Here is a 26861-nt window from a genome sequence, read left to right on the forward strand (position 1 = left end):
TGGCAAAGTAAGACCCGCCGGCTCCCGTGTCAAGCACTCCGATCGGCGGTTGACCGGTCCGGAACCGCCGGTTAACGTCCGGTGTTCATGGCCATACGATGGGTGTTCCTGGCTGTGTCCGTCCTCGTGCTCGGTCTGTTCACCGCTCCGGTGGCGTCGGCCGGTGTGTTGAACGGCGTCTTCCATTCCCCGTACGGATACGACGAGCTGTACGGCACGCAGCCGACCGAGCGCGTGCCCCGCGATCCCATGGCAGGGCAGAGCGTCACGCTGAAGACCACGACGTGGCCGGTCTCCCCCGGCCAGACCGTGTGGATCACGTGGACGAAGAACAACGTGGCGCAGACCCCGATCGGCGCCGCGTGGGACCACAACAGCGGCAACAACACGTACTGGACGCTGCCCATGGGCACCTTCGTGCGTGGCGACCGGATCAGCTACACCGTGCACGCCAATGTGGACGGTTCCGGGGAGCAGACCACCGGCCCGTTCTCCTTTGCCGTCACGTCGTGGAGCGGACCGTCCACTGTGACCGGATTCGTCAACAACGGCACGTCGGTGGACGTGACCACCGGGGACACCGCCGGCAGCTTCACCCCGAAGATCCGGTTCGCCTTCCCCGCCGCGGACCGGTTCCGCACGCAGATCGCGCCAAGTGGGTCGGGTCTGAACATCACCGGCGCCTCGTCGTACACGGTGACCGACAGCGCGAGCACGCTCACCCTTGCCACGACAGGACTTCAGGTGAAGATCCAGAAGTCGCCGTACCGCGTCGCGGTGTACAAGGCGGACGGCACCACGTTGATCGCGCGGCAGTACGACCCGGCGACCTTCCGGAACGTGGGCTGGGCGAGCGACGGCGCCACCACGGTCACCAAGATCGAGGACCACTGGTACACCCCGTCCGGCGAGCGCTTCGAAGGCTTCGGCGAGCGCTACGACCACCTCGACCAGCGCGGGAAAGACGTGCACAACTACGTCTACAACCAGTACCAGGACCAGGGTGCCAACCACCGCACCTATCTGTCGGTGCCGTTCTTCACCAACTCGGCAGGCTATGGCGTGTACCTGCCGAGCACCCGGTACTCGATCTTCAACCTCGGCACGCACCTGTCGGACATGGCGGGTTTCACGGTCGACACCTCTGGCGCGTTGAACTCCACCGCCGACTACTACTTCTTCACCGGCAACCGCGCCGAGATCCTCGACGACTACACTGCGACGACCGCACGCCCGGAGCTGCCGCCGAAGTGGGCGTTCGGGCTGTGGATGTCCGCCAACGAGTGGAACACCCAGTCGGAGGTCATGACCGAGCTGGCCAACGTCACGAACAACAACATCCCGCACTCCGCGATGGTGCTGGAGCAGTGGAGTGACGAGGCGACGTTCTACCTGTGGCACGGCGCCACCTACACACCGAAGCCGGGTGGCCAGGCACTGTCCTATACGGACCTCACGTTCCCGCCGGGCACGGCGTGGTCCGACCCGAAGGCCATGGTGACCGCCGCGCACAACCAGAACATCAAGGTGGTTCTCTGGCAGATCCCGGTGCTGAAGCAGAACTTCGACACCAACCCGCCGACCGCGCCGCAGCAGCACGTCAACGACCGCGACCACGCGATCGCGCAGGGCTATGTGCTGGGTGACGGCGCCGGCGGCCCGTACCGGGTCCCGACAGGACAGTGGTTCGGCGATAGCACGGTGCCGGACTACACCAAGGCCGCCGCCACGAACTGGTGGATGAGCAAACGGGCCTACCTGTTCGACGACGTGGGCATCGACGGGTTCAAGACCGACGGCAGCGAGGCGGTGTTCGGCCGCTCCGTGACCTCGGGCGACGGCCGCAGGGGCGACGAACTGCACAACGCCTACCCGAACGCCTACACGGGCGCGTACGACACGTACATCGAGTCCAAGACGGGCGGCAACGGCGTGCAGTTCAGCCGGGCCGGCACCGCGGGAGCGCAAGCCAACTCGATCTTCTGGGCCGGCGACCAGGCCTCCACGTTCGGCGCGTTCCAGGAGGCGGTGCGGGCGGGCCTGTCCGCCGGCCAGTCCGGGATCCCGTTCTGGGCCTGGGATCTCGCCGGGTTCACCGGCAGCTTCCCGAGCAGCGAGCTGTACCTGCGCTCGACGGCGATGGCGACGTTCTCGCCGATCATGCAGTACCACTCCGAGAAGGCGAGCCCGTCGCCGTCGGAGGCACGCACGCCATGGAACGTGCAGGCCAGGACCGGTGACACGAGCGTGATCCCGACGTTCCGGAAGTTCGCGAACGTGCGGATGAACCTGGTCCCGTACCTGTACACGGAGGCCAGGAACGCGGCGAACACCGGGCTGCCGCTGATGCAGGCCATGAGCGTCCAGTTCGGAGCGGACGCCACGGCGGCGGCGCAGGACCAGCAGTACATGTTCGGCCGGCAGCTACTGGTGGCTCCGATCACCACGCAGGGCGCGACGTCGAAGAACGTGTACCTGCCGGCCGGCGAGTGGTACGACTTCTGGAACGGCGGCCGCGCGCAGGGACCGGGCACGAAGACGTACGTCGCCGGCACCGACTCGATCCCGGTGTACGCGAAGGCTGGCGCGATCGTCCCGCTCAACCTCAACGCGAACTACCAGCTGGGCGGGAACATCGGCAACAGCGTGACGAGCTACCCGAACCTGGTGTTCCGGATCTACCCGTCGGGCACGTCGAGCTACGACTACTTCGAGGACTCGGCGAACGCGACCCGGACGGTCACGTCGACCGAGGCGTTCGGTTCCCACACGGTGACCGTCTCCGCACCCGCCCTCACCACCACCTCGACTCTTCAGGTGGCGTCGACGAAACCCAGCTCGGTGACCAGGGGTGGCACGGCGCTCACCGAGCAGGCGTCGGTGGCGGCTCTCTCCTCGGCGAGTGAGGGCTGGTACTGGGATCCGGTGCAGCAGTTGACGTTCGTGAAGCTGCCGAGCAGCGCGTCGGCGCGAACCGTTGTCCTGAACGGTGTCGACAAGGCGGCGTACGAGGCGGAGTTCGGCAACAACACGGGTGTCTCGACGAACACCGACCACCCAGGCTACACGGGAACCGGCTTCGTGGACGGGTTCACGGCCTCGGGCGACGCGGTATCGGTGGACACGCAGTCGGTCAGCGGATCGCACAACCTGAAGTTCCGCTACGCCAACGGCTCCGGCGCCACGGCGACCAGGACCGTGTACGTGGACGGCGTGTCGGTCGGCACAGTGTCGCTACCCGCCACGGCGAACTGGGACACCTGGGGCACGGCAAGTCTGTCGGTGTCGCTCACGGCGGGCAAACACGCGATCCGACTGTCCTATGACACCGGTAATACCGGCGCGGTCAACCTCGACAACGTGACGGTGGCACGGCCATGAGCGGAGCTTGCGGAGCGAATCATCGATATCCAGGCGGGCGAGGTGCCGGCATGACACGCATACTCCTTACCCTGGCACTGGTGGCGACCGGTTTGACCGTTCTGGTGTCGCCGGCTTCGGCGGCCGTCCAGCGGGTGCAGTTCACCGCCGGCGGCAACTACCTCGTGGTGGAGTTCCTCGACGACGACCTCGTCCACTTCGAAACGGGCGTTGGCAGCGGTCCCGGCACCGGGTCAGCGCTGTTCACGACCAGACAGGTGTTCAAGACCAACTACCCGGGCCCGACAAGCCTCACGCAGAACGGCGGAGTCCTGACCACGCCGGGAATCCGCGTCGAGGTCAACACCTCGTCGTTGTGTGCGGCGGTGTTCGACACCGTGCCCAATCCGGACCTGCTGCTCACCACCCAGTGTCCACGCAACCTGACACAGGCGTGGAAAGGCCTGTCGTTCACCAAGTCGTCGATGCAGCACGCGTACGGGCTCGGCGAGCAGTTCTTCATGGGCGGCAGCGCCGACGGCGACTGGGTCGGCCGCACCCGCACCCCCGGCGGCACCTATGGCAACGCCATGATCTTCGACACCGACAACGGTCCGGTCGGCAACGCGCAGATCCCGGTGCTGTTCGCGGTGGGCGCCGCGAACGCCAACTACGGCGTGTTCGTCGACCAGGTGTACAAACAGGAATGGAACCTTGCCGGCGACCCGTGGACCATGGACACCTGGGGCGACCAGGTGCGGTGGTACGTGATGAGCGGCCCGAACCTGCCGGACCTGCGCAAGGACTACCTCGAGCTGACCGGCCGTTCGCCGGTGCCGCCGAAGAAGGCCTTCGGCATGTGGATGTCGGAGTTCGGTTACGACAACTGGGCCGAAGTAGACTCCACGTTGGCTTCGTTGCGCGCCAACCAGTTCCCCACCGACGGGGTCATGCTGGACGTTGACTGGTTCGGCGGGGTCACGGCCGGTTCGGACAGCACCAGGATGGGCACCCTCGACTGGGACACGGCGAACTTCCCCAACCCGGCAACGAAAATAGCGTCGCTCGCGTCGACGAACGGCGTCGGAGTGATCCCCATCGAGGAGTCCTACATCGGTCGGGCGCTCCCGGAACACGCGGACATGGCGGCGGGCGGCTACCTGGTCCGTGCGGGCTGCTCGACATGCGCACCGGTGTACCTGACCGGCAACGACTGGTGGGGCCGCGGCGGCATGATCGACTGGACACAACCGGCCGCCGGCACGCACTGGCACAACACCCAACGCGACCACCTAATCGACGAGGGCGTCACGGGCCACTGGCTGGACCTTGGCGAGCCGGAGATGTACGACGGCAACGACTGGACAGCCGGCGTGCTGCCGGGCAAACACGCCCATGCCGACTACCACAACGTGTACAACCTGGAGTGGGCGCTGTCGATCGCCAAGGCCTATGTGGACAACGGGGAGACCCGGCGCCCGTTCCTGCTGGCTCGCTCCGGTGCCGGTGGCATCCAGCGCACCGGCACGGCCATGTGGTCGGGCGACATCGGTTCGAAGCTGACCGCGCTGGCGTCGCAGCAGAACACGCAGATGCACATGTCGATGTCCGGCATCGACTACTACGGCTCGGACATCGGCGGTTTCCGCCGCGAGATGCTGAACTCAGACCTGAACGAGCTGTACACGCAGTGGTTCGCGAACTCGGCGTGGTTCGACGTGCCGGTCCGCCCGCACACCGAGAACCTGTGCAACTGCCTGGAAACGGCGCCGGACAGCATCGGCGACGTGGCCAGCAACCGGGCAAACCTGGCGCGCCGGTACGAGCTGACGCCGTACTACTACTCGTTGGCACACAAGGCCTTCACGGACGGCGACCCACTGGTTCCGCCGCCCGTCCACCACTATCAGAACGACCAGAACGTCCGCGAGATGGGCCACGAGAAGATGATCGGCCGGGACCTCCTGGTCGGCGTCGTGGCCGGGGCGGGTGAACGGTCCCGCGACATGTACCTGCCGGCGGGCACGTGGTGGGATTACCACACCAACACCCCGATCGTCTCAACTGGACAGTGGGTCGCGGACGTGCCGCTGTGGCGCAACGGCGAGTTCACCCTGCCGGCCTACGCACGGGCTGGCGCGATCCTGCCCAGGATGTACGTGGACGGGCAGACCATGAACGTGGCGGGCAAACGCGCGGACGGCTCGACCCGCAACGAATTGGTGGCGCGGGTGTACGCGGACCCGACGGCGTCGAACTTCACCCTGGCCGAGGACGACGGCACGACAACCGGCTACCAGACAGGCGCGAAGCGGACCACGGTGCTGAGCCAGGTCCGATCGGGCTCGACCGCGACGGTGACGATCGCGGCGTCGTCGGGCACCTACCCGGGCGCCCCGACGTCCCGCGCGAACGTCGTGGAGCTGGTAGCGGACACGCAGGCCTCGGCGGTGACATTGGGCGGCGTGGCCATGACCCAGCACCCGACGAAGGCGGCCTTCGACGCGGCGACGTCCGGCTGGTACAACGCGGGCGGCAACCTGGTGGTGGCGAAGTCCGCGTCGTTGTCGGTGACGTCGGCGAAAACGTTCCAGTTCACGCTCGGTCAGGCTCCGGTGTCGGTCGCCTTCACGTGTACGAACGGCACCACGGCCCCGGGCCAGTCGGTGTACGCGGTGGGCAGCGCGCCACAGCTGGGCGAATGGTCGGTAGCCAGCGCGGTGAAGCTCTCCCCGACGTCGTACCCGACCTGGACCGGCACGGTGACCGGCCTGCCCCCGAACACCCCGGTGGAGTGGAAGTGCGTCAAACGCCAGGAGGCGAACTTCCCCAACACCGCGGACGTTTGGCAACCGGGCGCGAACAGCACGTTCACGACCCCAGCGAGCGGCATCGGCCCCGGAACGTCGGGAGGCTTCTGACCGGAGAGGTGTTTCGCCACGGGCGGAACCTGTGGCGTCCGTCGACCGCCGCGACGGTCCAATGGTGTGGTGGTGACGGCGGCATACGACGAGATCGCGGACTGGTACGAGGAGCAGTTCCTCAGCGGCCAGCGGTCTGCGCCTGGGCACGACCCACTCGGCATCGATCGTGCGCTGCGCGATCTTCTCGGCGACGGCGGCGGCGTGTGCCTCGAGGTCGGCTGCGGCACTGGCGTCCACGCCGCCGTCGTGCGGGAGCTGGGGTGGACTCCCGTCGGCGTCGACGTGTCCAGGGGGATGCTGCGGCACGCCCGTGGGCGGCTGCCGATCGTGCGGGCCGACGCGGGCCGGCTGCCCGTCCGCGACAGCAGTGTCCCCGCGGTCGTCGCGGTGATGGTCCACACCGACATGCCCGAGTACCTGGCCGTGCTGCGCGAGGTGGCCCGGGTACTGCGACCCGGCGGGGTGTTGGTGCACGTCGGCATCCACCCGTGCTTCTGTGGCGGGTTCGCCGATCGCGGCGACCCCGACGCGGTGGTGATCCGTCCTGCACGCGTTCCTCGATGCCGATATGACTCTTGAACGGTTCGCCGAGGGCGGCGCCCCGACCCCGGTCGTGCTGGCGGTCCGGGCACGCAAAAGCCGATGACGGTTGGGTTGAGCGCCGCTATGGACTTGTTCAGGGCACGGTCAGTGCTCGGGAGATGCCTCTTGCCGCGGCCATGACCAGTGGGGCCAGCGCTGTGGGTTGGGCTGTTTCCGCGCGGACCACCAGGGAGACGGCAGCTACCACGCCCGTCGGGCCTTTGATCGGGGCCGCTACCGAGAGTGCGTCCAGCGTGACCTGGCCATCGCTCACCGCGTAGCCGTTGCGGCGGACGGCGGCCAGGATCTCGCGCAGTCGCATCGGGTTGGTGACGGTCTTCGGGGTGTAGGACTGGAGTGGGGCGGCCAGCACCGACTCCTGGACGTCCGACGGGGCGTGGGCCAGCAGCACCAGACCCACGCCGGTCGCGTGTAAGGCGAAGCGGCCGCCGACGCGGGTCAGCACCGGCACCGCGTGCCGGCCGGCTATGCGTTCCACGAACACCAGTTCCAGGCCTTCGCGCACCGCGAGCTGCACGTTCTCCCTGCTCACCTCGTACAGATCCTCGAGGAACGGCATCGCGGCCTCGCGCAGCGCCAGCCCGCGCGGTGCGAGGGAGGCGACCTCCCACAGCCGGAGTCCGATGTGGAACGAGCCGTTGGCGCTACGCTCCAGCGCGCCCCACTCGAGCAGTTCCTGTGCGCGCCGGTGCGCGGTCGGCAGGGACACCCCGGACCGGCGCGCCAGCTCACTGAGCGTCAGCTCGGGGGTGCCGGGCGTGAAGGCGTCGAGCAGCGCGAGAACCTTGCTGGTCACGGACTTGCCCGGCGCCATCGCCCCTCCTCCTACAGGTCCAGCACGAGCCTCCCACCCGTCGAGCGCGACACACAGATCATCATCGTCTCGCCCGACGCCCGCTCCTCCTCGGTGAGCAGCGAGTCATGGTGTTCCGGCGTGCCGGACAGCACCTCCGTCTCGCAGGTGCCGCAGGTACCTTCCTGACACGATGACAGCACCGGGACGCCGGCGTCCAGCAACACCGAGAGGATCGACTGGTCGGCGGGCACTTTCAGCACGTTGCCGGAACTGGCCAGCTCCACCTCGAACGGCGCACCGGCCACCGGACGCGGCGCGAACCGCTCCAGGTGCAGCCGGTCCGGGTCGTAGCGGCCCTCGACCGCGGACAGCAGCGGTTCGGGGCCGCAGCAGTAGACCGCAACGTCATCGTCCACTTCGGACAAGTCGATCAGGCCGGGGCGCGCGCACACCCGGTCCCCGTGCACCGCGAGTTCCGGAAGGAACGCCATCGACTCCCTCGTCCGCCCGCCGTACCGCAGCTGCCAGTCCGCCCCCTGCGCGGCGACCGCTGCGATCATCGGCAGGAGCGGGGTGATCCCGATGCCACCCGCGATGAACAGGTACCTGGCCGCCGGCTCCAGCGGGAACGTGTTGCGAGGCAACGAAACCCGCACCCGGTCACCGACCGCCAGCGTGTCGTGCACGTACTCCGACCCGCCCCGACCTGACGACTCCCGCAGTACTCCGATCCGCCAGGACGGGTCGTCCGGCGAACCACACAGCGAGTACTGCCGGACCAACCCCGACCGCAACTCCACGTCAACGTGGGCGCCGGGCGTCCACGACGGCAGTGACGAGCCACGAAGTGTCAACGCCACCACACCGTCCGCGACCGCCTCCTTCGCGGCCACCGACACGTCGATCATGAATGTCCCTCCGGGTGACCGAGCAGCCAGTCCCACAGCTCCACCGGGTCCTCGAACTCGTGCTCAGCGCCGCAGAAACACACGGCCAGCAAGGTGTCCGTGCCGGGCGTCCACTTGATACGGAACCTCATGCCGCCCCCTCACCCGCTCCGCGGCGCCGCAGCGCCCGATGGTTCGCTCCGCAAGCTCCGCTCACGGCTCCGCAGGCTCCGCTCCTCCGGCGCCCTCCGCGTGCGAGGTGCCGGCCTGGATATCGATGATTCGCTCCGCAAGCTCCGCTCATGTCGCTGCCATCCGCTTCAGGATGCGCCGAGCCGCCAAGCCACCCGTGTCGATGTTGATCGACAGCTCCTGGTAGCCGGCCGGCTCGGTGGCGATCACCTGCTCCAGCACGTTGAGCGCGACCACGTCCTGCAGCACCACCGTCCGGTTGTTCTCCGCGAGGAAGTCCGACACGCCCTGGTCCTCCAGCGCGAAGTCCCTTGCCACCGCCCAGAAGTCGTGCGTCGAGTGCTCGGTCTCCGGCGTGATCGCGTACACCACCTCGACGTGGAAGCCGTCCGGGTCGGTGCCGTCCTCGCGGGGCAGCACACCGGCCGGCGCGATCCGGCTGTGCAGCAGGTACAGGCACGGCGGGTGGTACTCGATGTCCTGCCAGCGCGTGATCCGCCCCTCGATGCCGGTCGACTTGGCGTAGAACGGCGGGCATGCCGCGTCCGCCATCCGGCGGCTCACGTAGATCACGCCGGCGTCCTCGTCGACCTCCGTGGTGATCGGGGTTTCCGCGACCTCCGGTGTGCCGATGTAGCCGCCGTGCAGGTACGTCTCGTGCGACAGGTCCAACAGGTTGTCCACGAGCAGCTCGTACCGGGCGGCCAGCGGCTCCATCCCGCACACGGTCGTGTACGCGGGGTCCGCGAGCCACGGCGCCCTCGGCGGCGAGACCTCCGGCGGGCCGTCGCCGATCCACACCCACACGAACGAGTCCTGCTCCACCACGTCGTAGGCCTTCACCCGGGCGGTGCGGGGAATCCGTTTCTGGCCGGGAACGAACACGCACGTGCCGGCCCGGTCGTAGGTGAAGCCGTGATAGCCGCAGACGATGGTGTCGCCGTCGAGGCGGCTCTCCGACAGCGGGAAACGGCGGTGCACGCACCGGTCCGCGAGCGCGACCACCTCGCCGGACTCGGCGCGGTAGAACACGATCGACTCACCCAGGATCGTCCTGCCGAACAGCTCGCGGCCGATCTCGTGGCCGTACGCCGCCACGTACCACTGGTTTCGCACGAAAGTCGTCATCTTTCGACAGTGCGGGGCCGGCCCGTCCACCGAGAAGTACGGTTTTCATTGAATGAAAGGCTCGGTGTCCAGCAGCTCCGTCGCGAGCGCGGCGGCAGGCTTGGCGAGCCGGCCCTCGATGTCGTGGAACGCCTTCTGCGCGGGGATCGCCGGCCAGTATTCGGGCAGGTGGCGCACCGGAAGCCTCGGGTCCTTGCGGATCACCCGCAGCCACTCGGTGACGATCGAGAGGTGCGCGGCGAGCGGGTCGTCCTCGTACGGCGGTGACTCCGTCCACCGGTCCAGGAACGCACGGTAGCCGGCGGAGATCGTGGTGAGGTCGTAGGCGTCCGCGACCAGCTGGGCGATGTCGGTCAGCTCGTCGACGGTCGCGCGGAACACCCGCACGTGGGCCGAAAGTCCCAGCGAGGCAACGAGATCGTCGACCGGAACGTGCCCCGGTGCGATCCACAGTCCGCCCTGGAGCGGCCCGAAACCCGCCCACACGAGCTTCGAGCGCAGGTCGTGGCGTTGTCGCTGCCAGGACTCGGGCAGCGAGAAGCCGAGCAGGGTCCACGTGCCGTCCCAGTCGTCGTTGACCGCACCGGTGCGCCAGATGCGGGCGTGCCCGTCCCCGAGGATCTCCACCGTTCGCGGCGTGAGCCCGAAGTACATGCGCCGGCCGTTCTTCTGGCGCTGGAGCAGGCCGCGGTTGACCATGCGGGTGAGGGTCGAGCGGGTGGCGTGCTCGGACACGCCGAGCCGGCCAAGCACGTCGATCACGCTGCCGGAGAACACGCACAGGTCACCGTCGGCGAGGTAGTCGCCGAAGAACGAGAGCATCAGCGACTGGGTGCGGGAGTCGTCTGCCACCCTCCAATGTTAGGCAGATTCTTGACGGCTGCAAGTCAAACGCCTAACTTTGGAGCGGCTGCCCAGCACGTACGAGCACGTACGAGGAGGTACGGTGCGTCGACTCGCTGTTTCCCTGATAGCCCTGGCCCTGACCGGCAACTACTCTCCGCTCGCGAGTGCGTCCGTCGAGGTGAGCGCCCCTCCCACCCATGTGGAGGGACAGCTGCCCGGCGGCGCGGCCTATGTGATGGACGTTCCGACGGACTGGAACGGCACCCTCCTGCTCTACAGCCACGGCTACACGCCGGACGGCGCGCCGAACCCCGCGCGGAACGCGCCGAGCGACGCCACCCGGACCGCGCTCCTCGACCGCGGCTACGCGTTGATCGGCTCCTCCTACCGGGACACCGGCTGGGTTCTGGAGCAGGCGCTGCCCGACCAGATGTCCACACTGAACACGTTCGTCTCCCGGTTCGGCAGGCCCCACCGGACCATCGCGTGGGGCACCTCGATGGGCGGCATGATCACCACCGGGCTCGCCGAGCGGTACGGGCACCGGTTCGCCGGCGCACTCGCCATGTGCGGGCTGGAACACGGTGGCATCGCGAACTGGAACAACACGCTCGACCCGGTGTTCGCGATCAAGACATTGTTGGCCCCCGGGTCGACCGCGCCGCTGGTCGATCTCCCCGACCAGGCCACCGCGCTCCAGTCGGCCGGCGAGTTGAACGCGGCGCTCACCGCGGCCCAGCTCACCCCGGAGGGCCGGGCACGAACCGCGCTCGCCGCCGCACTGCACAACATTCCCGCCTGGACCGACGCATCGGCGCCGGAACCAGCCCCGGACGACTACGACACCGCGCAGCGCAACCAGTTCCAGACACTGCTCGGCACCGTCTACGTCGGACTGTCGTGGCGGCAGGAGGCTGAGACGTGGGCCGGCGGCAACATGGCGTGGAACACTGGCGTGGACTACGCCCGCCTGTTCGCCAACTCGTCGATCCGGCCCGAGGTCGAGGCACTCTACGCCCGCGCGGGCCTGTCCCTCGCCGACGACCTGGCCACCCTCAACCGGGCGCCGCGGATCTCGGCCGACCCCGCCGCGGTGCGGTACGTGATCCGCAACCTGACGTTCACGGGACGGCCCGACACACCGTTGCTCACCATCCACACCACCGGCGACGCGCTCGTGCCGGTGCAGGTCGAGCGCGCGTACGCCGACGCCGTGCACACGTCCGGCCGCGACCGGTTGCTGCGCCAGGCTTTCGTTCACCGCGGCGGGCACTGCACCTTCACCACTGGGGAAATGCTGGCCGCGCTCGAGAAGCTGGAGAAGCGCGTGGACACCGGGCGCTGGCCGGACACCGGCCCGACCGCGTTGAACGCGGCCGCCGCCCGACTCGACCCGGGTGCGACGCACGCGTACCTGGCCTACCGGCCTGCCCCCTACCCACGGCCGTTCGACCTGGCAAAGTAAGAGGAGTTACATCGTGGATCTGACTGGACGAGTGGCGATCGTGACCGGCGCGGGCCGGGGCCTCGGCTTCGCGTACGCGTCGGCGCTGGCGGCGGCGGGTGCGGCCGTCGTGGTGAACGACGCCGACGCGGACGCCGCTGCCGATGCGGTCGCACGGATCGCCGACTCCGGCGGCAAGGCGGTCGCCGAACCCGGCGCCGTCGGCCCGACCGCCGTGGCCGAGCGGTTGGTCGAACGAGCCGTCGCCGAGTACGGCCGGCTCGACGCGCTCGTCACGAACGCCGGCGTGCTGCGTGACCGCATGCTGTGGCGGATGTCGGACGAGGAGTTCGACACCGTGATCGAGGTGCACCTGCGTGGCACGTTCACCTGTGTGCGTGCCGCGGTCCGGCACATGCGGGAGCAGGGCGACGGCGGCCGGATCGTCGTCGTCGGCTCCCCCGCCGGGCAGCGCGGGAACATCGGGCAGACGAACTACTCCGCGGCCAAGGCCGGCATCGTCGCCATGGCACGCACATGGTCGATGGAGTGCGCCAAGGCCAACATCATGGTCAACGCGGTCGTCCCGGTCGCCGCGACCGCGATGACGGCGACCATGCCGGCGTTCGCACCACACATCGAGGCATACCAACAGGACGGCACCCCACTGCCGGCCTGGCTGCGCGCCGGCGAGGGCTTCGGCATGCCGGAGGACGCGGCCGGGCTGGTGGTGTACCTGGCCTCGGCCGAGTCCGATGGCGTCACCGGGCAGGCCATCGGCATCGGCGGTGACCGGCTTTCACTGTGGACACACCCGGAGGAGACCACGGTCTCCTACCATGGCGGTGGCTGGAGCGCCGACGCTATCGCGACGTCGTGGCAGTCCACAGTGGGCAGGAACCCGCAGACCGTCGGGATCCCGGCGCCGGTGCCGCCGGCATGAGCGCGGTCATGAACCCCGACGAGCTGGTCGCCGTCGACGTGCACGTCCACGTCGAGGTCGGCGCCGACGGCCGGGAGTCGTTGCCGGACCACCTGATGAGCGGGTCGGCCGCGTACTTCAAGACCCAGCAGCGGACGGCGACCGTCGACGAGATCGCCGCCTACTACCGGGAGCGGCGGATGGCGGCCGTCGTGTTCACTGTGGACGCCGAGAGCGCCACCGGGCACGCCGCCATCCCGAGCGAGGAGATCGCGGCGGCGTGCGCTGAGCACGCCGACGTGCTCATCCCGTTCGGCAGCGTGGACCCGTGGCGTGGCAAGGCAGCGGTACGGCAGGCACGCACGCTGATCGAGCAGTACGGGGTGCGCGGGTTCAAGTTCCACCCGAGCATCCAGGCGTTCCACCCCAACGACTCGTTCGTCTACCCGCTGTACGAGGTGCTGGCCGAGCATGGCGCCGTCGGTCTGTTCCACAGTGGGCAGACGGGCATCGGCGCCGGCGTGCGTGGCGGCGGTGGGATCCGGCTCAAGTACGCCAACCCGATGGCGCTCGACGACGTGGCCGCGGACTTCCCCGACCTGCCGATCATCATCGCGCACCCGTCGTTCCCGTGGCAGGACGAGGCACTGGCGGTGGCCACACACAAGCCGCTCGTGCACATCGACCTGTCCGGCTGGTCGCCGAAGTACTTCCCGCCGCAGCTCGTCCGGTACGCCAACACGCTGCTCAAGGACAAGATGCTGTTCGGGTCCGACTTCCCCGTCATCACACCGGACCGGTGGCTCAAGGACTTCGAGGCGCTGGAGATCAAGCCGGAGGTGCGCCCCATGATCCTCAGGGACAACGCCGTCCGCCTGTTCGGGTTGGACAAAAGCCATGCGTAACAACGGGATCGGGTCGTGGACGGCGAGACGAGCACGCATGTCGCCGGACCGGGTCGCCGTCGTGCACGGGGACGAGACGTGGACGTACCGGGACCTGCACGAGCGGGCGACGCGGGCGGCACACGCACTGGCCGGCCTCGGCGTGTCAAACGGGGACCGGGTCGCCTACCTGGGCCCCAACGAGCCGGCGTTCCTGGAGACGCTGTTCGGCGCCGGCCTCGTCGGCGCGATCTTCGTGCCGCTCAACACGCGGCTGGCGCCGCCCGAGCTGGCGTACATCCTCGCGGACAGCGGCACGAAAGTGCTCGTGCACGCGCCGACACACGCCTCGCACGCGGACGCGCTGCGGGACGGCGTGCCGCACGTGCTGGACCACGAGACCTACGAACGGCTGCTGGCCGACGCGTCGACCGATCCCCTGGACGAGCCGGTCGGGCAGGACGACGTCGCCATGATCATGTACACGTCCGGCACGACGGGCCGGCCGAAGGGCGCGGCGCTGTCGCACGCGAACATCCACTGGAACTCGGTGAACCTGCTGATCGACGTGGACCTCGCGGGTGACGAGGTGACGTTGGTGAACGCGCCGATGTTCCACGTGGCCGCGCTCAACCAGACCGTGCTGCCGACCGTGTTGAAGGGCGGCACGGTGGTGCTGGACGCCCAGTTCGACCCGGTGCGCACGCTGGCGACGATCGCCAGGCACCGCGTGACATACCTGTTCGGGGTGCCCGCGATGTTCCAGGCCGTGGCCAACACGTCGGAGTGGCCGACGGCGGACCTGTCGTCGGTGCGCACGATGATCTGCGGCGGCGCGCCGGTGCCGGAGAAGGTGATCACCACGTACCAGGAACGCGGGCTCGTGTTCCTGCAGGGGTACGGGCTGACCGAGTCGTCACCCGGTGCGTTGTTCCTCCGGGCCGAGGAAAGTCACCGCGTCGGGTCGGCCGGCACGCCGTGCTTCTTCACCGACGTGCGTGTCGTCGACCGCGACGGGAACGACGCGCCGACGGGAGAGCCGGGCGAGGTCATCCTGCACGGCCCCAACGTGATGACGGGCTACTGGGGCAAACCGGACGCGACGGCAGCCGTGCTGTCCAAGGACGGCTGGCTGCGCACCGGCGACGTCGCGGTCGTGGACGAGGACGGCTTCCTCCACATCCGCGACCGCATCAAGGACGTGATCATCTCGGGTGGCGAGAACATCTACCCGGCCGAGGTGGAGGACGTGCTGCTCCAGCACCCGGCGGTGCGGGACTGCGCGGTGATCGGCGTGTTGGACGAGAAGTGGGGCGAGGTGGGCCGGGCGATCGTGGTCGCGCGGGAAACCGTTGCCCAGGAGGATCTGCTGGCGTTCCTGGACGGACGGATTGCCCGCTACAAGATCCCGAAGTCGGTGGTGTTCGCGGACACGCTGCCACGCACCGCGTCGGGAAAGCTGTTGAAGAGCGCATTGCGCACGACCTACGGAGAGAACACATGAAGGTGGCTGGGATCGCCGGGCTGCGGGAGCTGGCCGGCACCACGTTGGGACCCACGGAGTGGTTCGAGATCACCCAGGACCAGGTGAACACGTTCGCCGACGCGACCGGCGACCACCAGTGGATCCACACGGACCCCGAACGTGCCGCCACGGGCCCGTTTCGCGGGACCATCGCCCACGGCTACCTGACACTGTCCCTGATCATTCCACTATGGACAGACTTGCTGGAGATCGACGACATCGCCATGGCCGTCAACTACGGCCTCGACCGCCTGCGCTTCCCGGCGCCGGTGCCCGTGGGCGGCAAGGTGCGCCTCACCGCCCACGTGGCAACGGTGGACGAGCTGAACGAGAAGAGCGTCCAGCTGACCGTGGACTTCACGATGGAACTGGAAGGCAGCGGGAAACCCGCCGTGGCGGCACAGGCCTTGTATCGTTATTACGCGTGACCCTCAGCGTGGACGTGTTCGTCATCGGCGAGGACGGCAAGCCGACCGTGCTCGACGTTCCCAAAGGACACTCCGACCTGGCCGGCTTCGAGAAATGGCGTACCACCGTCTGGGGCTCCCCGGCGGTGCGTGCGCTGGGCGCACGGTTCTTCCCGCGGCTCGACGGCGACAACCTCGACGTCCAGCCCGACGAGGTACCGGCCTTCCTCGAGGAGTGCGCACTGTTGCGCGCCAACCTGGCGGAGGTCGCGGCGAGAGCGATGGTACGGCCCGAGTCCATCGACTTCCGGCTCGCGAACATCGAGCAGGCGGCCCATCGCGCCAAGGAGGTCGGCGGCGGGGTCGTCGTCTGGTGACCCGTCAGCGCTGACGGGCCGGCCGGACCACGATCTCGTTCACGTCCACATCGGACGACTGCGCCAGCGCGTAGGAGATGGCGCCTGCGACGGCGTCCGCCGGGATGGCCGCCGCCCGGTAGGTGCGCATCATCTCCTTGGCGCCGGCCTCGGTGATCGTGCCGGCCAGTTCCGACTCGACCACACCCGGCGAGATGGTCGTGACGCGGATGCTGGGATCCGCCTCCTGCCGCAGCCCTTCGGTGATGGCCCATGCCGCGTACTTCGTCGCGCAGTACACGGAGGCGGTCGGCACGACCCCGTGCGCGCCGATCGACGCGACCGTCACGAAATGTCCGGCCCCGGCACGCTGGAAGTGCGGCAGCGCGGCGGCGATCCCGTGCAACAGCCCACGCACGTTCACGTCGATCATCCGGTCCCACTCGTCGACCAGTAGTGAGTCCAAACGCGACAGCGGCATGACGCCCGCGTTGTTGACGATGACGTCGACGCGTCCGTGCCGCTCGACCGCACCGTCCACAAAGGCGGCGACGTCCGCCCGGTCGGTGACGTCGAGCCGGCAGGTGTCGACGCTGCCGCCGTCGGCGCGGATCTTGTCCGCGACCTCGGTCAGCCGGTCCTCCCGCCGCGCCCCGATGACCACGTGGTGTCCTTCCCGCGCGAGCCGCGACGCGGTGGCCTGCCCGATGCCGCTGCTGGCGCCGGTGATGAGAACGATCTTCATGCTGTTTCCTCTGGGTAGTCGGTGTTGAGGGTGAGGTCGCGCCACGTGTCGAACGTGGCGCGGAGGGAGTCGAGACGGGCCGTGGCGATCTCGTAGGCCGTCGTGCCGAGCAGCAGACGCAGCGGCGGCTCGTCGGCGCCGACCGCGGTGATCACGGCCTCCGCGGCCCGGGCCGGGTCACCTGGCTGGTGCCCGTAGGTGGCGAGGGTGCCGGCGCGGCGGGCACCGGCGGTGTCCGCGTAGTCGTCGATCACCGTGGTGGACTGGCGCATGGAGGGCCCGGACCAGTTCGTGCGGAACGCGGCGGGCTCGACGATCGTCACGCGGACGCCGAGTGGCGCGATCTCGGCGGCCAGCGACTCGGAAATGCCCTCCACGGCGAACTTCGTCGCGTGGTAGTACCCGGTCGCACCGAACGCGGCCAGCCCACCGAGGGACGAGACGTTCACGATGTGCCCGGCACGCCGGGCCCGCATGCCGGGCAGGACGGCCTTCGTGACGGCGACGAGCCCGTGGACGTTGGTGTCGAACAGCGCCCGGACCTCGGCGTCCTCCCCTTCCTCGACGGCGGCGAGGTAGCCGTAGCCGGCGTTGTTGACGAGGACGTCGATGCGCCCGAACGTGTCCTGGGCCGTGGCGACCGCCTCGGTGATCTGTGCGGGGTCGGTGACGTCGAGAGGTAACGCAAGGGCGCGGTCTTCACGACCTTCGACGATGTCCGCGAGCTGGTCGGGTTTCCGAGCGGTGACCACGGCTCGCCAGCCACGGTCGAGAACCGCTGTCACGAGCGCGCGGCCGAGCCCGGTCGAACAGCCCGTGACGAACCAGACGGGGGTCATGCTGTGCCTCCTTTTGGGCATGCCTGAACAAGCGCCTTGTCGTGGGCGCTTTTTCTTGTGCGGATTTACTGGGCGGTGAGGCTGCCCAGCAGGGACAACGCTTCCGCGGAGGGGCTGTCCGGCTCAGCCTGGTACACGACCAGTTGCTGGTCGGGCGCGCTGTTCACGGTCAGCGCCTCGTAGGTCAGGGTCAGTTCACCGACGAGCGGATGCCGGAAACGCTTGGTCTCGTGGGTTTTCTGTTTGATGTCGTGGCGCGCCCACAGCCGCCGGAAGTCGGCGCTCTTGACCGACAGCTCGCCAACGGTCTCGATCAGTTGCGGATCGTCCTGGTCGGCGCCGGCCGCGGTTCGTAGTCCACCGACGGTGTTGACGGCGACCCGTTCCCAGTCGGGGTAGAAGTCGCGGGCGTCCGGGTCGAGGAACACCAGCCGGACGAGGTCGTCGCTGTAGGTGTGCCCGGCGAACAAGGCGTCACCGAGCTGGTTGTGTGCCAGGACGTCCAGGCAGCGGCCGAGGACGACCGCGGGTGTGCCGGTCCAGGCCGTCATCATCCCGACGAGCGTGGCACTGACCTCGGTACGCCGCCGTCGCCGCACGGGCCGGGGCCGCGCCAGTTCGTGCAGGTAGGCGGTGGCCTCCTCGTCGAGATCCAACGCACGCGCGAGAGCGGCGACCACCTGCGGCGACGGGTGCCGTTCGCGACCCTGCTCGAGCCGCACGTAGTAGTCGGTGCTCACGTCGGCCAGCAGCGCGACCTCCGTGCGGCGCAACCCGGGCACGCGACGCCGACCGCCGGCAGCGAGGTCGACGTCCTCGGGCCGCACCTGCTCGCGCCGGGCCCGGAGGAACTGACCGATCGCGTTGTCCATGTGTCCGAGGCTAGTTCCGATGTGGGCCGGGATGGTGGCCGTGCCACACCCACCCCCAGGCTCACCCGGGCCGCAGCCATGTCCGTAGCGCCCACCACCAGCGGAGGGTGTCCAGCACGGTGGTCGGGGTCGGGCCGGCTCCGGTCAGTTCCGTGAGCTTGCCCAGGCGGTACCGAACCGTGTTGGGGTGCACATGGAGTGCTTCCGCGGTCTGGTCCACGCGTTGGCTGTGGTCAAGGTAGGTGAGGGCGGTGCTGACCAGTTGGCGGTGGAAGTGGTCGGCGGGGTCCAGCGAGCCGAGATACTCCGTGGTCAGCAGGGCGGCGAGCACGGGTTGCGCGGCGAGCGCGGTCTCGCCCGCGAGGTCGGTGAGGTGATGCACCCCGCGCCGGTTGCCGGCCGCGCGGATCGCGGTGAGGCACAGGTCGTACCGGGTTCGAACCTCACGTAACGAAGCCGAGGGCGCGACGACGACCAGCGCGTCGGTGGGCTCGGTCGGCACGCGGGGTGACAGGCCCGCTAATCGGCCTTCGACCAGGCCGTACACCCCGCCGAGGACCGCCAGTCGCTGCTCCAGGGCGCGCGCTCGCACGGGGTCGCTGACGTCGGACAGGACACAGCAGTACTGGCCGTCCGGTCGTAGGCCCGCTCGGGTGATCTCGTCGTCGGTCAGGTCGTCCGCGCCGTGCAGGAGTCGACGCAGCACGTGGGTGTGAGCGTCGCGGGCGGTGCGGGACAGCTCCAGTTCCGCCCGCCGGTGACCGCTGATCACGTGCCGTTCCAGCGCGCCCGCGTACCGGTTGAACCAGACCAACGCGTCAAGGATCGCGTCAGCCGAAATACCCTCGGCCCGACCACGAGTGACCGCGATGTCCACCGCACGGGTGCGGCCCGCGTGTACCCCTCTCAGCAATGCCTCGATGGGAATGCCCTGCATCGCACGGTCCGCCCCCAACGCCTCCGCCGCGGCGTACACCTCCTTGTCCAGGCCCTCGGAAGCACCGGTGTCCCCGGGCCCCACCGCGTGCTCGATCTGCGCGATGGCGGCCGCGACCACCACCGCGATGTGCCGGCGGTTCTCCGCCTCAGGCAACCGAGCCACCTCAGGCGAAGCGGCCCGCGCCGCTTCCACCACCTCGTCGACGAGGTTCGCGTCGCCGGCCAACGTGCGGAGAAGCCCACCGAGCACGTGAGCTGCCTCGTGCGTGGCACCCTCCGCGCCATGGCGACCAGGCGTGTCCCGAGTCATGACTCACCTGCGCGATGGGCATGGCGTGGAACCTCACCCACACGGCAAAACGGCAGCCGCCCGACCACCCGACACGCGCCACCAACGACAGAAAGCGCCCCCCACCCGACGGACACCGAACCTTGCTCGCAATCCACCGACACCACCTCCAGCCACCTACACGACGGCACCATCTACTTCCCCCAGACTGGCAGCCCTCAGATCGATCACATGACCCGAAAGGCACGTGTCGCGACGCACCCTGCGGGGGGACTCGATGTCGGGGTGCCGCACCTTTCAAGAGAGTTGTGGGCCTGGTCAGACGCTTCACTGGCACCGGGCGCTGCGCGCCTGGCGCGCATCCGCTGGGTCTCGAAAGACGCGTTCGGGACATCGCCGATGTCTTGAACGACGCGCTGATGACGTTCAACGACCTGAAAGCGTCTTTCGGGACAGCGCCGGCGGCACAAAGACGCCGTTCGCGGCACCGTACGTGCTCAACCGGGAGTGGCCCTTCCGAACCCGCGGCAGCCGGGAGCGACACCACGAGGCGGCACTGTTCTTCCTGTTCAGCGGCATCGGCGTGACACTGAACCCGCTGCCGTTCTACATCTCGCGGTACTGGCTCAACCTGGAGGAGGCGGGCTTCCCGGGCGATGTGGTGATGGACGCCTTCCTCACCGTGGGCGTGAGGAAGGCGTCCATCAGCGCACGGATACCGCCCGCGAAGCGGGCTTCGCCCGCCGGATCGACAGAACCGCGCAGAGGCAGCATGATCATCGGTGGATCTGGGGTGAGCGTCTCGAAGGGCACGCATGGGACACCGGCTTCGCAGGTCAGACCAGCCCCGGATGCCCTGAAGGGCACCCTCGGGACGTTCAACGCCCACAGGGGCACCGAGACATCGGTGTGCCTCGGGTTGAAAGTCCTTGGATCGGCCGGAGTGGCCGGTGATGGGGCAACCAGTGTTGGGGTGGTCTCGGGCGGGTCGGATGCCGTGAGGATCGGGGCGATCCGGCGGCGCTTCTTCGGTCCGCGTCATCGGGTACTTCCTTGTGCACGAGTCACAACCGCTGCGGTGCGTGTTGGTGGTCAGCGCCTACCGCCGTCGCGCGACGCGCTGGTTTGCTGGAAGCTACTGAACGGTAACACCCCTGCTCGGAGGCTCCCAATGGCGTGGCGTCCTCTCGTTTCAGTGCTTCTTGCCGCCGTCACGGTCGCGGCATTGACACCTGTCTCCTCGTCGGCAGCCCCTGTCGCGCTGCGGCAGGTGCTCCTCGTCGGCAACAACTGGGAGGGCACCGCCGACGTCGTGGCCTCGACCCCGGATCTCACGCGGATCGGCCGCGTCAATGTCATCCCGGACAAGGACGAGCGACTGCGCGAGATCTACCTCGATCCCATCAAGCTCGCCTACTTCCTCGGCATCCGGGAGTCCGTCGGCGAGGGTCACGACCAGTTCGTCGACGACATGTACACCACCCCGGACGGCACCGCGGTCGTCGTGTCCCGGCCCAGCTTCGCCGATGTCGTGTCGATCGACCTCGCAGACGGCGGTGTGAACTGGCGCTTCGCGGTGTCCGGCTACCGCGCCGATCACATGGCCGTCTCGCCGAACGGCACCCGGGTCGCCGTGTCCGCGTCGACGTCGAACACCGTGCACGTACTCGACATCAACACCGGCCGGCAGACTGGCTCGTTCCGCACCGGCGACAAGCCGCACGAGAACGTCTTCACGAGTGGTGGTCAGTACATCTGGAACTCCTCCATCGGTGAGGTCAACACCGCTCTGGACGACCCGTTCTGGGACTGGACGAAGGGCGACCGCCGCATCACGATCGCCAACGCGACCACGTTCCAGCAGGTCCGGGTCGTCGACATGCGCCAACGCCTCGACGCGTTCGGTCGCAGCGACCTGTCGGACGCGGTGCGACCGGCCGTGTTCTCGCCGGACGAGTCGAAGCTGTACTTCCAGGTGTCGTTCTACAACGGATTCCTGGAGTACGACGTGGCGACGGACCGCATCACGCGGGACAAGACCCTGCCGAAGAACCCCGCGACGAGCGAGGACCGCACGACGTGGATCAACGACTCACGCCACCATGGACTGTCCATCAACCCAGCGGGCACCAAGCTGTGCGTGGCCGGCACGATGGACGACTACGCGACCGTGGTGGACCGGGCGTCCCTGCGGGAAGGGCCGCTCGTGCCGGCGTCCAAGCCGTACTGGGCGACGGTGTCGGGGGACGGCAGGGCATGCGTCATATCGGAGAGCGGTGCGGACCGCGTGACCTCCATCGACTTCGCGACCGGCGCCAAGATCGCCTCGGTGCCGGTGGGCGACCATCCACAACGGGTGCGGCTGGGCCACATCCCGGCGAACTGGACTGGAGCGACTGGATAACCTTCTCGAACATGTGTTCCATCTTACGCGGAACCGGGTGGGCGTCCATGTGACCGACGGAGGTTCACTCGATCGTGGAAACCCAAGGAGCACAACGGAAAAAGCGCGGTCCGTCCCCGTGGCCTCCGGGGACGGACCGCGTGACCTCGCCGAGGCTCAGGTGTCGTCGCCCGACGGGAACTCCGCCGTGTAGCCCAGCGACGTGAACAGGCCCGTCAGCATCTGGCGGGTGTTGCGTTCCGCGCGTTTGGTCAGGGCGGCGTCACGGGCGGCGTCACCGATCTTCTTCTCCGCCAGCACATAGAACTCGCGCTGGTCAGGTGCCTCGAACAGCGACTGGACGCGGTCGAACACCCCACGGTCCTGCGAGTACACGTACGTGTGTTCCTGGTCGATGTTCGGCTTCGCCAGCTTCGCCGCGGGGAGGCGAACCTGCACGGTCTTCTTCTCCGTGTCGACGGTCAATGCCTTGTCCGACAGCGTCTCCAGGTCGACGTACGCGCTGACGCTGCCCCGCGCGACGAACAGCGTGCGGCTGCCGGCCACGATGTCGGGCACCCACGCGATGTCGTGCTCCAGGTCGACGATGACCTGGAAGTCACCCTCCGCCGCGTGGTACTGGCTCAGGTCGCGCACCGACTGCAGCAGCGCCGGCTGGCTGCGGTCCTGTGTCTCCGAAGCGAACGGATTCAGGTTCGGGACCTTGCTGACCAGCCACATCAGCGCGACCACCACCACGAGCACGACGGCGACCACACGGCCGATCCTCCACAGTGGACTGAGCGTCCGGTCGGACATGACCACCTCCCACAGCCAACCCCCCGGATCGGGGTTACCCGCGCGGCCATGCCTTTGAACCTGCTCTAGATCTCCGTTGTCTCCACCTTGTCCGGGTAGAACGCCACGTGATCGGCGATCTCGGCGACCGCGGGGTACGGCTCGCGGTAGGTCCAGATCGCGTCGACCAACTCACCGCCGGCCGTGACCAGCGTGTAGTACGAAGCGTCACCCTTGTACGGACAGTACGTGGTGGTGTCCGAATCCTTCAGGAATGCCGGGTTGACATCGGCGAGCGGGATGTACTGCACCGCCGGATAGTTCGCCTCCCGCAGCGCGAGCGCCGCCGTCGTGTCGGCGACGACCTGGTCACCGACCCGCACGACCACGCGCGCCGGGTTCTTCTCCACCGCGATCGGGTGGTCGGGGCCGGGGGTCCTGATCTCGCGTGCCATCAGCTCACCTCTCGTCGACGGTCCTGAACATGTCAAGTCGCGGCCGACGCGCGTTGTTCCCGCCACACGTCCTAACCTGTTCCCGCACGGCTCGAGACGAACGGCGGTGTCGGTGCGCGGGATCGACTACTACGAACTGCTCGGCGTGGCAAGGGACGCGTCACAGGACGAGATCAGATCCGCCTACCGCGCGCTCGCGAAGGCCATGCACCCGGACGCCGGCGGCACTGCCGGAGCGTTCCGGCTACTTCGCGAGGCCTACGAGACCCTCGCGGACCCCGAACAGCGCGCGGAGTACGACAGCGACGACTCACTCGACGACGGGCCCGACACGCCCGACATCGAGACGGATCGAACCGAAACCACATGGCAGCACCGGCAAAACCGGTCACGGCGGTTCCGCGAGGACGAGTCGTACGAGCCGGCCCTTCCCGTGCTCGAACCGGAGACGATGCCGTGGTGGCACGACGTGCGGAAAGTGCGCCGGGTCGTGCTCGCGCCCAGAACCGGTCCCTCCCAGGCGGTCGCGCTCGGCGTGGCCGGCGGCGTCGCCGTGCTCGTGCTCCTGCTCGCACTCGTCGGCGCACCGGGGTGGCTCGTGATCATGGCTTTGCTGGCCGGGGGCGCGGCGGCGGTCGAGACCGGACGCAGGCACGTTGCCGCGCAACGGATCGACCGGGAGTTCACCGCCGAGTTCGGCGACCGCCTGGTATTCGGTCGGCCGGGCACCGAACCTGACGAAGTCGCCGAACGATTGACCGCCGAACTGCTCTCCCTGTACCTCACCCGGATTCCCGGCGTGCGGATCTGTCACGGCCTCGCCGCGGAGGAAGGATCGGTGTTCGCCGACCTCGACCATGCCGTGCTGTGCGGGCACCGACTCGTGCTCATCGAGTCGAAACTGTGGCTACCCGGGCATTACGAGGTCGACGACGCCGGCGAGATCCTGCGCAACGGGCGTCGCTTCCGTGGTGGCGTGGTGCGACTGCCGGAACGACTCGCCTACTACCGCGCACTGTTGCCGGACGTCGAACTGCGCGGTGCGCTGCTCGTCTACCCGAGCCGAGCAGGGGAGATCACCGTCGGCGACGGCGTCGCTCACACACCGGAGCGGTTCGTGGCGGAGATCGGCGCGTGGCTGGCCACCGATCCGTCCACTGTGGACCGACAGGTCTTCCGCACGCTCCTGCGCCAGGTCACGACGACCTGAACAGCGAAGATCAACTTCGCCCGATCGGCCGCAATATGCATTACGACGTTTGCGGTAGCATCACCCCGCCATCCGGACGGTGACGCCGTTCACCCTGCCGTCCTCACTACACCGGAAGGACTCGATGTCTGAAACGCCTACCCCACCCTCGGGTTTTCGGGTGGAGCACGACGTCCGGAACGAGTATGCCGACGGTATCGAACGTCTCCAGACAAGACTTCTGCACATCGGTTTGTCCCTGCTGGCCGCGGTCACGCTCGGCGGCGGCGCCGGTGTGCTGATAGCGGCGACCGGCGAGTCCGGTTCGGTGGGCGTCTCGGCGACCGTCGTCGCGGGCTGCGTGGTCGCGGTGCTGCTCGCGTTTTTCGCGGCCATGTCGGCAACTCGTCAGCTCACACCGTTGATCCGCAGACCGGCGCCCGTCGTCGCGGCGCGCCCGATTCCCCCGCCAGTACGGGAACCGGTCCGCGTCGCACGACCCTCGGAGCCTCCGCCCGCGCCCCTGTGGCCCCGGCCGAGCGAGCAGCAGGTCACGATCACCGACGACCCCGGCCAACGGCGCGAGGTGTTCGTCAAGCTGGCACGGCGCCTGCAGTCCCTCATCAACCGTGCCATCAAACGGATCGACGAGCTGGAGCAGGAGAACGAGGACCCGGAGCTCCTCGACGGCCTGTACGAGATCGACCACCTCTTCACGCTCGCTCGCCGGCAGGGGGAGAACCTCGCGGTACTGGGCGGTGAGGCACCGCAACGCCGGTCGAACAGGCCGGTCAGCGTGTACGCGGTGCTGCTCGCCGCGGTCTCGGAAGCCGAGCACTACCGGCAGATCGCGATCGTGCCGGTCGAGGACGTGGAGATCCACGGTCACGCCGTCGCCGAGATCATCCACCTCCTGGCGGAGTTGCTGGAGAACGCGACCCGCTTCACCTCACCGGACGGGCCGAAGGTCGAGGTGCGCGCGCACCAGGTGACCGCGGGTCTCGCGATCGAGGTGCAGGACCGCGGGCTCGGCATGAGCTACGAGGACCTGGAGCGGATCAACAGCCTGCTTGACGGCTCGACCCGCATCGATCTGTCGGAACTGCTGGAGGACGGCCGAATCGGCCTCGCCGTGGTGCGGGAGCTGGCGCGGCGGCACGACATCAAGGTGCGGCTGCAGTCGAACATCTTCGGTGGCATCGCCGCGGCCGTCGTCATCCCGCCGCAGCTGCTGAGTGAACCGGAGCGCGAGTCACAGCACCAGGCTGTGACACAACAACGACAGTCGGCACTGCCCAAGCGGCAGGCGGACTCGTCCCCGGCACTGGAGTCGGCGGGCAACGGGGAGCCGCCCGCCGCGCGGACGGCGACGCTGGAGCGGCCGGTTCCGCGCCCGGAGCCGGCCAACCGGTCGGAGCGCTCCGGTCCGATTCCGGTGCCTGGTAGGCAGATGCCGTCCGCGGAGCAGTCCGGTCCCCTGCCGGCCGTCAACAGGCAGGCTCCGACCGCGGAGCAGTCCGGGCCGATCCAGGTGCCCGCGCCACCGCCGGTTCCCACGCGGGCGGCGCCCTCACCGCAACCACGTGCCGCTGAGCCGGCTCGACTTTCCGTTGAGCAGCAGGAACAGTCCGGGCCGATCCAGGTGCCGGCACCGATGCCGATCCCGCCGGCGTCGGTGCCGAGCAGGGCCGCACAGACCCCGCAGTCCGGTCGCCGACACCGGGCAGAACCCGACAGCAGAACCGACTTACCGGTGCGCACGCCCGGCCGTTCCTACGACGACCTGCGTACCGGCGGAACCGGTGGGATCACCGAGGAAATCGTGGAGGAGCAAGAGAACCAGCCGCCACCGCTGCCTCAGCGGCGCGGCACCCACCTCCGTGAGGAACTGCTCGAACCGCCTGCGGTGACAAGACCAGTGACAGGGCACAACCCCAACCTGATGAAAACCGTCCAGGCGGGCCGGGACAACTGGCTCGCCGAGCAGAACCGGGAAGCGACTAGCAGAGGAGACCAATGGCCGACGACCTGAACTGGCTGCTGCGCAGGCTGGTTGAGGCGGTACCCGACACACACAG

At 68.6% G+C, this 26861-nt stretch carries 24 protein-coding genes and 1 pseudogene; 13 read left to right on the forward strand and 12 right to left on the reverse strand.

What is annotated here, in order from left to right; translation table 11 throughout:
• Window positions 1-87 precede the first annotated feature (87 nt).
• The 3 genes from VF106_RS14300 (at window position 88) to VF106_RS14310 (ending at window position 6863) form a co-directional block, all read left to right on the forward strand.
• A complete protein-coding gene (locus VF106_RS14300) occupies window positions 88-3381 on the forward strand; it encodes a TIM-barrel domain-containing protein (protein ID WP_330840161.1) in 3294 nt (1097 codons plus the stop codon).
• A 50-nt stretch (window positions 3382-3431) separates the two neighbouring features.
• Entirely contained in the window at window positions 3432-6281 is a 2850-nt protein-coding gene (locus VF106_RS14305) for a TIM-barrel domain-containing protein (RefSeq protein ID WP_330840162.1), read from the forward strand.
• 72 nt (window positions 6282-6353) lie between these two features.
• A complete protein-coding gene (locus VF106_RS14310) occupies window positions 6354-6863 on the forward strand; it encodes a class I SAM-dependent methyltransferase (RefSeq protein ID WP_330840163.1) in 510 nt (169 codons plus the stop codon).
• Between the two features lie 97 nt (window positions 6864-6960).
• Here VF106_RS14310 and VF106_RS14315 read toward each other — a convergent pair whose 3' ends face one another.
• The 5 genes from VF106_RS14315 to VF106_RS14335 all read right to left on the reverse strand — a co-directional run bounded on the left by VF106_RS14315 (window position 6961) and on the right by VF106_RS14335 (window position 10742).
• Window positions 6961-7701 (reverse strand): IclR family transcriptional regulator, encoded by a 741-nt coding sequence (locus VF106_RS14315; RefSeq protein ID WP_330840164.1) that lies wholly within the window; start codon window positions 7699-7701, stop codon window positions 6961-6963.
• A gap of 11 nt (window positions 7702-7712) precedes the next feature.
• Complete coding sequence (locus VF106_RS14320; RefSeq protein ID WP_330840165.1) at window positions 7713-8591, reverse strand: PDR/VanB family oxidoreductase; 879 nt, start codon at window positions 8589-8591, stop codon at window positions 7713-7715.
• The gene (locus VF106_RS14325; protein WP_330840166.1) at window positions 8588-8722 is read right to left on the reverse strand and encodes a hypothetical protein; all 135 of its coding nucleotides are present in this window, start codon (window positions 8720-8722) and stop codon (window positions 8588-8590) included. Before VF106_RS14325 ends, VF106_RS14320 begins: the two co-directional genes overlap by 4 nt.
• A gap of 148 nt (window positions 8723-8870) precedes the next feature.
• Window positions 8871-9890 carry an aromatic ring-hydroxylating dioxygenase subunit alpha gene (locus VF106_RS14330; RefSeq protein WP_330840167.1) on the reverse strand — a complete coding sequence of 340 codons (1020 nt, stop codon included), beginning with the start codon at window positions 9888-9890 and terminating at the stop codon, window positions 8871-8873.
• Window positions 9891-9935: 45 nt separating this feature from the next.
• Window positions 9936-10742: a PaaX family transcriptional regulator gene (locus VF106_RS14335; protein WP_330840168.1), complete on the reverse strand. Its 807-nt coding sequence runs from the start codon at window positions 10740-10742 to the stop codon at window positions 9936-9938.
• A 94-nt stretch (window positions 10743-10836) separates the two neighbouring features.
• On the opposite strand from VF106_RS14335, the gene VF106_RS14340 reads away from it, so the two are divergent.
• From VF106_RS14340 to VF106_RS14365, 6 genes are read left to right on the forward strand one after another with little or no spacing between them, the layout of a single operon-like run.
• Entirely contained in the window at window positions 10837-12201 is a 1365-nt protein-coding gene (locus VF106_RS14340) for an alpha/beta hydrolase family protein (protein ID WP_330840169.1), read from the forward strand.
• Window positions 12202-12214: 13 nt separating this feature from the next.
• Window positions 12215-13123: an SDR family oxidoreductase gene (locus VF106_RS14345; protein ID WP_330840170.1), complete on the forward strand. Its 909-nt coding sequence runs from the start codon at window positions 12215-12217 to the stop codon at window positions 13121-13123.
• 8 nt (window positions 13124-13131) lie between these two features.
• Window positions 13132-14007 (forward strand): amidohydrolase family protein, encoded by an 876-nt coding sequence (locus VF106_RS14350; RefSeq protein WP_330840188.1) that lies wholly within the window; start codon window positions 13132-13134, stop codon window positions 14005-14007.
• A complete protein-coding gene (locus VF106_RS14355; protein WP_330840171.1) occupies window positions 14000-15490 on the forward strand; it encodes an acyl-CoA synthetase in 1491 nt (496 codons plus the stop codon). The genes VF106_RS14350 and VF106_RS14355 overlap by 8 nt, the downstream gene beginning before the upstream one ends.
• The gene (locus VF106_RS14360) at window positions 15487-15939 is read left to right on the forward strand and encodes a MaoC family dehydratase (RefSeq protein WP_330840172.1); all 453 of its coding nucleotides are present in this window, start codon (window positions 15487-15489) and stop codon (window positions 15937-15939) included. The genes VF106_RS14355 and VF106_RS14360 overlap by 4 nt, the downstream gene beginning before the upstream one ends.
• Window positions 15936-16295, forward strand: a complete 360-nt coding sequence (locus tag VF106_RS14365) for a hypothetical protein (protein ID WP_330840173.1) — start codon at window positions 15936-15938, stop codon at window positions 16293-16295. Before VF106_RS14360 ends, VF106_RS14365 begins: the two co-directional genes overlap by 4 nt.
• Window positions 16296-16299: 4 nt before the next feature.
• Here VF106_RS14365 and VF106_RS14370 read toward each other — a convergent pair whose 3' ends face one another.
• The 4 genes from VF106_RS14370 to VF106_RS14385 form a co-directional block, all read right to left on the reverse strand.
• Window positions 16300-17019, reverse strand: a complete 720-nt coding sequence (locus VF106_RS14370; protein WP_330840174.1) for an SDR family oxidoreductase — start codon at window positions 17017-17019, stop codon at window positions 16300-16302.
• Window positions 17016-17858 (reverse strand): oxidoreductase, encoded by an 843-nt coding sequence (locus VF106_RS14375; RefSeq protein WP_330840175.1) that lies wholly within the window; start codon window positions 17856-17858, stop codon window positions 17016-17018. The genes VF106_RS14370 and VF106_RS14375 overlap by 4 nt, the downstream gene beginning before the upstream one ends.
• A 65-nt stretch (window positions 17859-17923) precedes the next feature.
• Window positions 17924-18730, reverse strand: a complete 807-nt coding sequence (locus VF106_RS14380) for a helix-turn-helix transcriptional regulator (RefSeq protein ID WP_330840176.1) — start codon at window positions 18728-18730, stop codon at window positions 17924-17926.
• A gap of 61 nt (window positions 18731-18791) precedes the next feature.
• Window positions 18792-19979 (reverse strand): PucR family transcriptional regulator, encoded by a 1188-nt coding sequence (locus VF106_RS14385; protein WP_330840177.1) that lies wholly within the window; start codon window positions 19977-19979, stop codon window positions 18792-18794.
• A 469-nt stretch (window positions 19980-20448) separates the two neighbouring features.
• Here VF106_RS14385 and VF106_RS14390 point away from each other — a divergent pair.
• Window positions 20449-20595: pseudogene (locus VF106_RS14390) on the forward strand (GtrA family protein); the annotation flags it as partial.
• Here VF106_RS14390 and VF106_RS14395 read toward each other — a convergent pair.
• The gene (locus VF106_RS14395; protein ID WP_330840190.1) at window positions 20565-20771 is read right to left on the reverse strand and encodes a hypothetical protein; all 207 of its coding nucleotides are present in this window, start codon (window positions 20769-20771) and stop codon (window positions 20565-20567) included. The pseudogene VF106_RS14390 and the gene VF106_RS14395 overlap by 31 nt on opposite strands.
• Before the next feature lie 358 nt (window positions 20772-21129).
• Between VF106_RS14395 and VF106_RS14400 the strand changes: the two genes are divergently transcribed.
• Window positions 21130-22362: a YncE family protein gene (locus tag VF106_RS14400; RefSeq protein ID WP_330840189.1), complete on the forward strand. Its 1233-nt coding sequence runs from the start codon at window positions 21130-21132 to the stop codon at window positions 22360-22362.
• A gap of 156 nt (window positions 22363-22518) precedes the next feature.
• Here VF106_RS14400 and VF106_RS14405 read toward each other — a convergent pair whose 3' ends face one another.
• Both VF106_RS14405 and VF106_RS14410 read right to left on the reverse strand, forming a co-directional pair.
• Complete coding sequence (locus VF106_RS14405; protein WP_330840178.1) at window positions 22519-23160, reverse strand: DUF4230 domain-containing protein; 642 nt, start codon at window positions 23158-23160, stop codon at window positions 22519-22521.
• A 65-nt stretch (window positions 23161-23225) separates the two neighbouring features.
• Window positions 23226-23594, reverse strand: coding sequence for a DUF427 domain-containing protein (locus VF106_RS14410; RefSeq protein ID WP_330840179.1), 369 nt, complete (start codon window positions 23592-23594; stop codon window positions 23226-23228).
• A 106-nt stretch (window positions 23595-23700) separates the two neighbouring features.
• On the opposite strand from VF106_RS14410, the gene VF106_RS14415 reads away from it, so the two are divergent.
• Window positions 23701-24804, forward strand: a complete 1104-nt coding sequence (locus VF106_RS14415; protein WP_330840180.1) for a J domain-containing protein — start codon at window positions 23701-23703, stop codon at window positions 24802-24804.
• 124 nt (window positions 24805-24928) lie between these two features.
• On the forward strand, window positions 24929-26815 hold the full coding sequence (locus tag VF106_RS14420) for an ATP-binding protein (protein ID WP_330840181.1): 1887 nt from the start codon (window positions 24929-24931) through the stop codon (window positions 26813-26815).
• The last annotated feature ends 46 nt before the right edge of the window (window positions 26816-26861 follow it).

The sequence above is a fragment of the Actinophytocola sp. genome (assembly GCF_036378875.1).
Classification (GTDB): domain Bacteria; phylum Actinomycetota; class Actinomycetes; order Mycobacteriales; family Pseudonocardiaceae; genus Actinophytocola.

What these genes read in the sequence shown, in the direction of transcription:
- VF106_RS14405 (WP_330840178.1), bottom strand. Translation starts at nt 23,160, where the DNA reads ATGTCCGACCGGACGCTCAGTCCACTGTGGAGGATCGGCCGTGTGGTC.
- VF106_RS14350 (WP_330840188.1), top strand. Translation starts at nt 13,132, where the DNA reads ATGAACCCCGACGAGCTGGTCGCCGTCGACGTGCACGTCCACGTCGAG.
- VF106_RS14300 (WP_330840161.1), top strand. Translation starts at nt 88, where the DNA reads ATGGCCATACGATGGGTGTTCCTGGCTGTGTCCGTCCTCGTGCTCGGT.
- VF106_RS14370 (WP_330840174.1), bottom strand. Translation starts at nt 17,019, where the DNA reads ATGAAGATCGTTCTCATCACCGGCGCCAGCAGCGGCATCGGGCAGGCC.
- VF106_RS14385 (WP_330840177.1), bottom strand. Translation starts at nt 19,979, where the DNA reads ATGACTCGGGACACGCCTGGTCGCCATGGCGCGGAGGGTGCCACGCAC.
- VF106_RS14410 (WP_330840179.1), bottom strand. Translation starts at nt 23,594, where the DNA reads ATGGCACGCGAGATCAGGACCCCCGGCCCCGACCACCCGATCGCGGTG.
- VF106_RS14315 (WP_330840164.1), bottom strand. Translation starts at nt 7,701, where the DNA reads ATGGCGCCGGGCAAGTCCGTGACCAGCAAGGTTCTCGCGCTGCTCGAC.
- VF106_RS14400 (WP_330840189.1), top strand. Translation starts at nt 21,130, where the DNA reads ATGGCGTGGCGTCCTCTCGTTTCAGTGCTTCTTGCCGCCGTCACGGTC.
- VF106_RS14320 (WP_330840165.1), bottom strand. Translation starts at nt 8,591, where the DNA reads ATGATCGACGTGTCGGTGGCCGCGAAGGAGGCGGTCGCGGACGGTGTG.
- VF106_RS14305 (WP_330840162.1), top strand. Translation starts at nt 3,432, where the DNA reads ATGACACGCATACTCCTTACCCTGGCACTGGTGGCGACCGGTTTGACC.
- VF106_RS14355 (WP_330840171.1), top strand. Translation starts at nt 14,000, where the DNA reads ATGCGTAACAACGGGATCGGGTCGTGGACGGCGAGACGAGCACGCATG.
- VF106_RS14375 (WP_330840175.1), bottom strand. Translation starts at nt 17,858, where the DNA reads ATGACCCCCGTCTGGTTCGTCACGGGCTGTTCGACCGGGCTCGGCCGC.
- VF106_RS14325 (WP_330840166.1), bottom strand. Translation starts at nt 8,722, where the DNA reads ATGAGGTTCCGTATCAAGTGGACGCCCGGCACGGACACCTTGCTGGCC.
- VF106_RS14360 (WP_330840172.1), top strand. Translation starts at nt 15,487, where the DNA reads ATGAAGGTGGCTGGGATCGCCGGGCTGCGGGAGCTGGCCGGCACCACG.
- VF106_RS14420 (WP_330840181.1), top strand. Translation starts at nt 24,929, where the DNA reads ATGTCTGAAACGCCTACCCCACCCTCGGGTTTTCGGGTGGAGCACGAC.
- VF106_RS14380 (WP_330840176.1), bottom strand. Translation starts at nt 18,730, where the DNA reads ATGGACAACGCGATCGGTCAGTTCCTCCGGGCCCGGCGCGAGCAGGTG.
- VF106_RS14330 (WP_330840167.1), bottom strand. Translation starts at nt 9,890, where the DNA reads ATGACGACTTTCGTGCGAAACCAGTGGTACGTGGCGGCGTACGGCCAC.